Origin of the sequence: Amycolatopsis sp. NPDC051106 (assembly GCF_040682775.1) — a bacterium.
GTDB lineage: Bacteria > Actinomycetota > Actinomycetes > Mycobacteriales > Pseudonocardiaceae > Amycolatopsis.
Map to the genome: position 1 here is coordinate 1 of NZ_JBFBBQ010000171.1, position 8,121 is coordinate 8,121.

Genomic DNA, 8,121 nt, shown 5'->3' on the forward strand with positions numbered 1-8,121 from the left:
TTTGGGTGTTTCGTCCCCCCCCCCCCCCCGAACGCCACATTGGGGCGCTGGAGACTCAGCCGAGGGCGGTCAGCAGGTCCGCGACCAGGTCACGGCCGTCTTCGATGCCGACCGACAGGCGCAGCAGATCCGCCGGGACCTGCAGGGTCGAGCCCGCCGTGCTCGCGTGGGTCATCTTGCCCGGGTGCTCGATCAGCGACTCGATGCCGCCCAGCGACTCCGCCAGGATGAACAGCTTCGTGCGGGACGCCACTTCCAGCGCCGCCTGCTCGCCGTCCGCGTGGCTGAACGAAACCATCCCGCCGAAGCGGCGCATCTGCTTCGCCGCCGTCTCGTGGCCGGGGTGCTCCGGCAGGCCCGGGTAGTAGACCTTCGCGACCTTCGGGTGCTTGACCAGCGCCTGCACGATCAGCTCGGCGTTGTCGCTGTGCCGCTCCATGCGCAGGGCCAGCGTCTTGATGCCGCGCAGCGTCAGCCACGCGTCGAACGGCCCGGGCACCGCGCCCGCGGCGTTGCGCAGGTAGAACAGCTGCTCGCGCAGCTCGTCCTCGTTCGTGATCACCGCGCCGCCGACGACGTCGGAGTGGCCGCCGAGGTACTTCGTCGTCGAGTGCAGGACGATGTCCGCGCCCAGCGAGAGCGGGTTCTGCAGGTACGGCGTCGCGAAGGTGTTGTCGACCACCAGGCGGGCGCCGGCGTCGTGCGCGACCCCGGCCAGCGCGGCGATGTCGGCGATGCCGAGCAGCGGGTTGGTCGGCGTCTCGCACCAGATCAGCTTGGTTTCGGGCCGGATGGCCGCGCGCACGTCGTCGAGGTCGGCCAGGTTGGCCACCGTGTGCTCGACGCCCCACAGGCTGAGCACCTTGTCGATCAGGCGGAACGTGCCGCCGTACGCGTCGTTGCCGAGCACCAGGTGGTCGCCGGGGCGCAGGGTACTGCGCAGCACCACGTCGGAGGCCGCCATGCCGGACGCGTAGGCCAGCGCGTGCCGGCCGCCTTCCAGCGAGGCCAGCGCCTCCTCCAGCGCCGAGCGGGTCGGGTTCGCGGTGCGCGAGTACTCGTAGTCACCCTCGCGGGTCCCGCCCACGCCGTCCTGCGCGTAGGTCGAGGTCTGGTAGATCGGCACGATCACGGCGCCGGTGCGGGGGTCTGGCTTCTGACCGGCGTGGATCGCGCGAGTCTCGAATCCCAGTACGGAGTAGTCGTCCACCATGGCGTAAGCGTACGGCGCGGCCCCGGCATTCCCGTCAGGTGGGACGGATCTCAATATCGCACCACCGGGCCGTGGGCTCGGACACCGCGAGCAGCAGCGTGACCACGGCCGGCGGGACCACCAGAGCCAGCGCGGCCAGCCCGCCCATCGCCAGGGAACCCGGACCGCCGAAGTCCGCGAAGGTGAGCCCGGCGGCCGCGAGGCCCGCTGACGTCAGCGTCGCGAGCAGCGCCGCCGAGCTCCCGGCGATGCAGCCGATCCGGCCGGCCGGCTGCCGGCGCAGCAGCAGGACGCCGCCGGGCAGCAACGTCGAGGCGAGCACGGCGTCGACCGCGGCGTGGACGGCGACGCGGCCGGCGTCACCGGGGAACCGGACGAGCGCGACGACGTCCAGCACGAGCCCGGCCAGGTAGAGCAGCCCACCCAACAGGGCGAGCACGGCGGCGGCGAGCGCCGTCCGGCCTTCGGTTCGGATCACGGTGGCCGACGATACGGTCGATCACGGTCCGTGACCGGCGCGGGTCACCAGCTCCGGGTCGAGTAGGCCTCCTGGCCGGCCCACATCGGCACGGCCGGCGTGCGGTAGCGCAAGTAGCGGAAGGTCGGCGGCAGGAACGCCAGGACCAGCACCAGCACCGCCAAGCCGGCCAGGCCCACCCGGTCGACCATCGCGAACCCGCCGTGGGTGAACATCGCGTCCGCGAACCGGGCCAGCGGTACGCCCACCGACAGCGGCTCCATCAGCAGCGCCCCGATGGCCAGCAGGGCACCCAGGCCGAGCAGGATCGCGCCCGCCGTCGCGCGGAACAGCGTCGTCAACGCGCCCAGCAGGAGCACGAGCCCGGCACCGAGGTAGGCGGCGAGGTCCACGAGCACCCAGCCCGGCAGGGCGCCGAGGCTGAATTCGGCCGGCATGTCCAGAAAGATCCGGACCGGTACATATCCCGCGGCAACGGCGGCGGCCAGCCCGAGCAGACCGGCGAGGATCGCCGTTAGTCCGGACGGCCGAGTCGATGAATACGAATGCGAACGTGACGCCGGATATCCGCGTGAACCGGTCACAACTCCCCCATCAGCAGAGCGGGACTACGGCGTTCACCCTAGTCGGGAAAGGGGGAAGTGACTCCGGAAGAGAACCGAATTCGGCCGGACGGCGGAACCCAAGATCATTTTCCTGCGGTAGCGGCAGAAATGCTGTCACGTGATCCGAATGGCCGGCGATACCGCACTGTTGTCCATTTCGGACAATTGCGCATCGGGCTGTGAATGCAGCGTGCCCCGGAGCCGAATGGGCTCCGGGGCACGCTTTGGTGTACTAGTTCACCACTGCTGTTGCTGCGGCGGCTGGCCGGGCTGGCCGAACCCGCCGCTGGGCGGTCCCTGCTGGCCCGGGGGCTGGCCCCAGCCCTGCGGCGGCTGCCCCGGCTGCTGCTGCTGCTGCGGGTAGCCCTGCTGCTGGCCGTACCCGCCCTGCTGCGGCGGCTGGCCCGGCTGCTGGAAGCCGCCGCTCGACGGGTTCGGCCCGCCCGGCTGGCCGTAGCCCGGCTGCTGGCCGTACCCCTGAGGCGGCTGTCCCGGCTGGCCGTAGCCCGGCTGCTGCCCGAACCCGCCCGGCTGCCCCTGCTGGCCCGGCTGACCGAAGCCACCCGGCTGCTGCGGGCCACCGAAACCACCCTGCGGCGGTCCGCCGAAGCCCTGCGGGCCGCCCGGCGCGGCACCGCCGCCACCGAGGCCGACGAACTGCCGCGTCGCCGGGATGAGCCCGAGCACGCCCACGATGAGGATCAGCACGCCGAGGATCAGCGGCGGGAGCCCGAGGCCGAAGGTGTTCCGCTCGGACGCGGAGGCCCCGGCCAACACACCGGCGTTCGGCGTCATGCCGATCTTGAGCAGCAGCGCGAAGATCGCGAGCAGCGCACCGCCCGCGACGATCGCGATCGGGACGAACTTCTTGAGCCCGCCCAGCTTGCCCACGAGCGCCAGTCCGACACCGCCGGCGAGGGAGATCAGCGCGCCCAGCAGGATCATGACCACGTAGAACCAGACCAGGCCCGGGCCGACGATCCCGGCGGCGTCGAGCGCCTTCTGGATCAGTTCTTGGTTCGGAGTGTCCCCGACGAGCGACGAGTAGTCGCTCGCGTCGCCCATGTAGTTGAAGGCGATGATCAGCGCGACCAGGCCCAGGAGAGCGACCACGCCGCCGGCGATGTAGCCGAACAGGCCGTTGCCCCCGGCCGACGGTCCGCCGAACTGCGGCGGCTGACCACCGAAGCCGGGCTGCTGGGGGCCGCCGAACCCGGGACCGCCGAAGCCCTGCGGCGGCTGGCCGGGCTGTCCCGGCTGGCCGAAGCCCGGCTGCTGCTGGCCGTACCCGCCCTGCTGGCCCGGCTGGCCGAAACCACCCTGCTGGCCGTAGCCGCCCGGCTGCTGGCCGAACGCCGCGGCCGGGTTGTCGGCCGCGCTCGGCGGCGGGGTGTACGGGATCGCCGGCGGCTGGGAGCCCGGCGGAACCAGCTGCGTGGAGTCCGCGACCGGGGCGTCGCCGCCGCCGGCCGGGTTCACCCACTGCGTCGCGTTCGCGTCGACCGGCGGCATCGCCTGGGTCGCGCCCGCCCCGCCGTCACCCGGGTGGCCCGGCTGGACGACCTGCGTCGGTTCGGGCGTCTCCCCGAACGGGGAACCGCCCTGGGGCTGGGCGGGCTGCACGACCTGGGTCGGTTCCGGGCTGCCGAACGGGTTGTCCTGCTGCGGCTGGGGGCCACTCGGCGGGCCCTGAGGTGGCTGGCCGCCACCCCACGGCTGGTTCGGTGGCTGCGGTGCACTCATGTGGGTCTTGAACCCCCTTGACGAGGACGCGAAAGTGTTCTATTTGCGCTCACGCTATCGGATCACCCGGCAGGGCGCTCGTAACGCCCCGGCCGGGTGCGCCGATCAGGTACTTTCACAGCTCCCGCTCAGCGACCGGCGAGGAAGCCCAGCAGGTCGTGGCGGGTGACGACCCCGGCCGGCTTGCCGTCGACCAGCACGAGCGCGCCGTCGGCACCCTCGAGCGCCGTCATCGCGGCACCCACCTGCTCACCGCCGCCGATGGTCGGCAGCGGCGGCGACATGTGCCGGTCGAGCCGGTCGGCCAGCTGGGCCTTGCCGGTGAACAGCGCCTCGAGCAGGTCACGCTCGTTGACCGCGCCGACGACCTCGGCGGCCATCACCGGCGGCTCCGCGCTGACCACGGGCATCTGGCTGACGCCGAACTCGGCCAGGATCGCGATGGCCTCGGCGACCGTCTCATTGGGGTGCGAGTGGACGAGGTTGGGCAGCGAGCCGCTCTTCTTCGTGAGGACGTCGGCGACCGTCGCGCCGGAGGAGTCGGGCGGCAGGAAGCCGTAGGAGGACATCCAGGTGTCGTTGAACACCTTCGTCAGGTAGCCGCGGCCGCCGTCGGGCAGCAGCACGACCACGACGTCGTCCTCGGTGAGCCGCTCGGCGAGCTTCAGCGCGGCCGCGACGGCCATCCCGCAGGAGCCGCCGACCAGCAGGCCCTCCTCGAGCGCGAGCCGGCGCGTGACCTGGAACGAGTCGGCGTCGGAGATGGGAATGATCTCGTCGGCGATGTTCCGGTCGTACGTGTCCGGCCAGAAGTCCTCGCCGACGCCTTCGACCAGGTACGGGCGGCCGCTGCCGCCGGAGTAGACCGAGCCCTCCGGGTCGGCGCCGACCACCTGCACGTGGCCGTCGCTGACCTCCTTGAGGTACTTACCGGTGCCGGAGATCGTGCCGCCGGTGCCGACGCCCGCGACGAAGTGCGTGATCTTGCCGTCGGTCTGCTTCCACAGCTCCGGGCCGGTGGAGAGGTAGTGGCTCTCGGGGTTCTGCGCGTTGGCGTACTGGTTGGGCTTCCAGGCGCCGTCGATCTCGCGGACCAGGCGGTCGGAGACGTTGTAGTAGGAGTCCGGGTGCTCGGGCGCCACCGCGGTCGGGCACACCACGACCCGGGCGCCGTAGGCCTTGAGGACGTTGCGCTTGTCTTCGCTGACCTTGTCCGGGCAGACGAAGACGCACTGGTAGCCCTTGCGCTGCGCGACCATGGCCAGCCCGACGCCGGTGTTGCCGGACGTCGGTTCGACGATCGTGCCGCCGGGGCGCAGCTCGCCGGAGCGTTCGGCCGCCTCGATCATGCGCAGCGCGATCCGGTCCTTGACCGAGCCACCCGGGTTCAGGTACTCGACCTTGGCCAGCACGAGCGGCTTGAGCCCCTTGGTCAACGAGTTCAGCTTGACCAGGGGGGTGTTGCCCACGAGGTCTGCGATGTGCTCTGCGTACTCCACGCCCGCCAGCCTAAACGGCCGACCGGTGGCGTTGTCCACTCGTGGGAAGACCCCGGCTCCGGGGGCCTCCGGGTGCGCGTCGGCGATGCCGGGCAGCGTCCGCGAGGCCGGGCCGCCCGGAGGAGATCGCCGGCAGCCACCAAGCTGCTCGTACCGGCCCGAGGGCCGCGTCAGGAATGGCGACCTTTCCTTGGTGCGACGATCCTATCGGCCCTCCGGTTTCCCCGGATCGGTCTTTCGTGTCAATTGCGACCACCCCGGCCGGTCGGGGATCGGGCGTTCTTCCCAGCCCGGCGGCCAGGTCCGGCGGAAGCCGTCTTGTGCTTCGGCGCCGGCCAGCCGGGCGGCGGACTTCGTCCCGAAATCGGCCGGACCTGCGAAAACGGCGCCATTGAAGCTGTCCCGGTCGCCATCGAAAACGGTTCCGCGAAAATCGGCGCGGCCGGCGAAATGCGCCTGGTTGAAATCCGCTTTGGTGCGGAATTCGGTGTCGCGAAACGAAGCGAGTTCGAGAAACCTGGTATCGAAGCACACGATCGACCGGATCGAGCAGTGGGTGAGGGTCAGCCCGACGAGCGTCGCCCCCGAGAAGTCGAGGTCGACGTCCGGCCAGAAGCCTTCGTTCGGTTGTTCGACGGAGCCCCGGCGCAGGTGCAGGTGCAGGATGCGCTGGGCGGTCTTGCGGACCTGCAGTTCCTCCGCGTTCTTCGCGTTGTTCTTGAACGGCATCCGCAGGTAGGCGCAGAGGACGTTGACGATGGTCTGCCGGTGCTCCGGGTACCCGCCGGCGAGCCGTTCCAGCGAGTACAGCCCGGCGAGCCGGACCGGCGCCTTGTCGCTGCCGAGCTGGTCGGCGGCCTTGCCGTAGATCTCGGTGATCCGGCGTTCGGTGGCGTCGTGGTCCTTCTGCGCGAGGTCCAGCTCGGCCGACCGCTGCCGCCGGGCGGCAAGCAGCAGCGCAGCCGCGCCGCCAGTGCCGACGACGATGTTCGCGGCGGTCTTCAGGGCATCGAGCCGGGCGGAGTCCTCGGGGTGCCCGCCGCCCAGGAGGGTGAGCAGCAGGGTGGCCGCGACCCCGGCGACCACCAGCAGCCCGGCTCCCCACAGCACGATGGTCCTGGTCCGCAGCACTCGCTCCAGCTGGTTCCCCACGGGGTGATCCTGCCAGCCGGCTGTTGCGTTGGTCGCGTTCGGCTTTGCCCGGAGCGTGGTTCACGGCACACTAGTGAGCAACCGCTTAGCCGCTTAGCTCGCGATACGAGGATGTGTCACGTCATGTCTGAAGCCGTCATCGTCTCCACCGCTCGCTCGCCGATCGGCCGCGCCGGGAAGGGCTCGCTGGTCAGCATGCGGCCCGACGACCTCACCGTGCAGATGGTCCAGGCGGCGCTGGCCAAGGTGCCGCAGCTCGACCCCGCCGACATCGACGACCTGATGCTGGGCTGCGGCCTGCCGGGCGGCGAGTCCGGGTTCAACATGGGCCGCGCGGTCGCCGTCGAGCTCGGCTACGACCACCTGCCCGGCTGCACCGTCACCCGCTACTGCTCGTCCAGCTTGCAGACCACCCGGATGGCGTTCCACGCGATCAAGGCCGGCGAGGGCGACGTCTTCATCTCGGCTGGCGTCGAGACCGTCTCGCGGTTCGCCAAGGGCAGCTCGGACTCCTGGCCGGACACGCACAACCCGCTGTTCGCCGACGCCGAGAAGCGCACCGCCGCGACCGCCGAGTCCGGCACCGACAGCTGGACCGACCCGCGTACGTCCGGGGACGTCCCGGACGTCTACATCGCGATGGGCCAGACCGCGGAGAACCTCGCGCGGCTGAAGGGCGTCACGCGCGAGGACATGGACGAGTTCGGCGTCCGCTCGCAGAACCTCGCCGAGAAGGCCATCGCCGACGGGTTCTGGGCCAAGGACATCACCCCGGTGACCCTCCCGGACGGCACGGTCGTCTCCAAGGACGACGGCCCGCGCGCCGGCGTCACCCTGGAAGGCGTTTCGGGCCTCAAGCCGGTGTTCCGGCCGGACGGCCGCGTGACGGCGGGCAACTGCTGCGCGCTCAACGACGGCGCGGCGGCGCTGGTCATCATGTCCGACACGAAGGCGCGCGAGCTGGGCCTGACGCCGCTGGCGCGGATCGTGTCGACCGGCGTGACGGGTCTTTCCCCGGAGATCATGGGCTACGGGCCGGTGGAGGCGTCCAAGCAGGCGCTGTCCCGCGCGGGCCTGTCGATCGGCGACATCGACCTCGTCGAGATCAACGAGGCGTTCGCGGCGCAGGTCATCCCGTCGTACCGCGATCTGGGCATCGACCTGGACCGCCTGAACGTCAACGGCGGCGCGATCGCGGTCGGCCACCCGTTCGGCATGACGGGCGCGCGCATCACGTCGACGCTGATCAACTCCCTGCAGCACCACGACAAGCAGTTCGGCCTGGAGACGATGTGCGTGGGCGGCGGCCAGGGCATGGCGCTGATCATCGAGCGCCTCTCCTGAGACCCCGGCCCATGCGCCCCAATGTGGCCTTCGGTGCGTTGAACGCACCGAAGGCCGCCGACTTCCGTGTACAAAACGTCTATAATC

General features: G+C 71.0%; 7 protein-coding genes. 1 reads left to right on the plus strand and 6 read right to left on the minus strand.

Going from position 1 to position 8,121, the window contains the following annotated elements:
* Positions 1-55 precede the first annotated feature (55 nt).
* The 6 genes from AB0M83_RS47765 to AB0M83_RS47790 form a co-directional block, all read right to left on the minus strand.
* Positions 56-1,213, minus strand: coding sequence for a cystathionine gamma-synthase (locus AB0M83_RS47765; protein ID WP_364529230.1), 1,158 nt, complete (start codon positions 1,211-1,213; stop codon positions 56-58).
* A gap of 34 nt (positions 1,214-1,247) precedes the next feature.
* Entirely contained in the window at positions 1,248-1,691 is a 444-nt protein-coding gene (locus AB0M83_RS47770; RefSeq protein WP_364529233.1) for a hypothetical protein, read from the minus strand.
* Positions 1,692-1,735: 44 nt separating this feature from the next.
* Positions 1,736-2,128 carry a hypothetical protein gene (locus tag AB0M83_RS47775; protein ID WP_364529236.1) on the minus strand — a complete coding sequence of 131 codons (393 nt, stop codon included), beginning with the start codon at positions 2,126-2,128 and terminating at the stop codon, positions 1,736-1,738.
* Positions 2,129-2,533: 405 nt separating this feature from the next.
* Positions 2,534-4,039 (minus strand): hypothetical protein, encoded by a 1,506-nt coding sequence (locus AB0M83_RS47780; RefSeq protein WP_364529239.1) that lies wholly within the window; start codon positions 4,037-4,039, stop codon positions 2,534-2,536.
* 128 nt (positions 4,040-4,167) lie between these two features.
* Positions 4,168-5,538, minus strand: coding sequence for a cystathionine beta-synthase (locus tag AB0M83_RS47785; protein ID WP_364529242.1), 1,371 nt, complete (start codon positions 5,536-5,538; stop codon positions 4,168-4,170).
* A 204-nt stretch (positions 5,539-5,742) separates the two neighbouring features.
* Positions 5,743-6,690, minus strand: coding sequence for a pentapeptide repeat-containing protein (locus AB0M83_RS47790; protein WP_364529245.1), 948 nt, complete (start codon positions 6,688-6,690; stop codon positions 5,743-5,745).
* Between the two features lie 123 nt (positions 6,691-6,813).
* Between AB0M83_RS47790 and AB0M83_RS47795 the strand changes: the two genes are divergently transcribed.
* Positions 6,814-8,034: an acetyl-CoA C-acetyltransferase gene (locus tag AB0M83_RS47795; protein WP_364529248.1), complete on the plus strand. Its 1,221-nt coding sequence runs from the start codon at positions 6,814-6,816 to the stop codon at positions 8,032-8,034.
* The last annotated feature ends 87 nt before the right edge of the window (positions 8,035-8,121 follow it).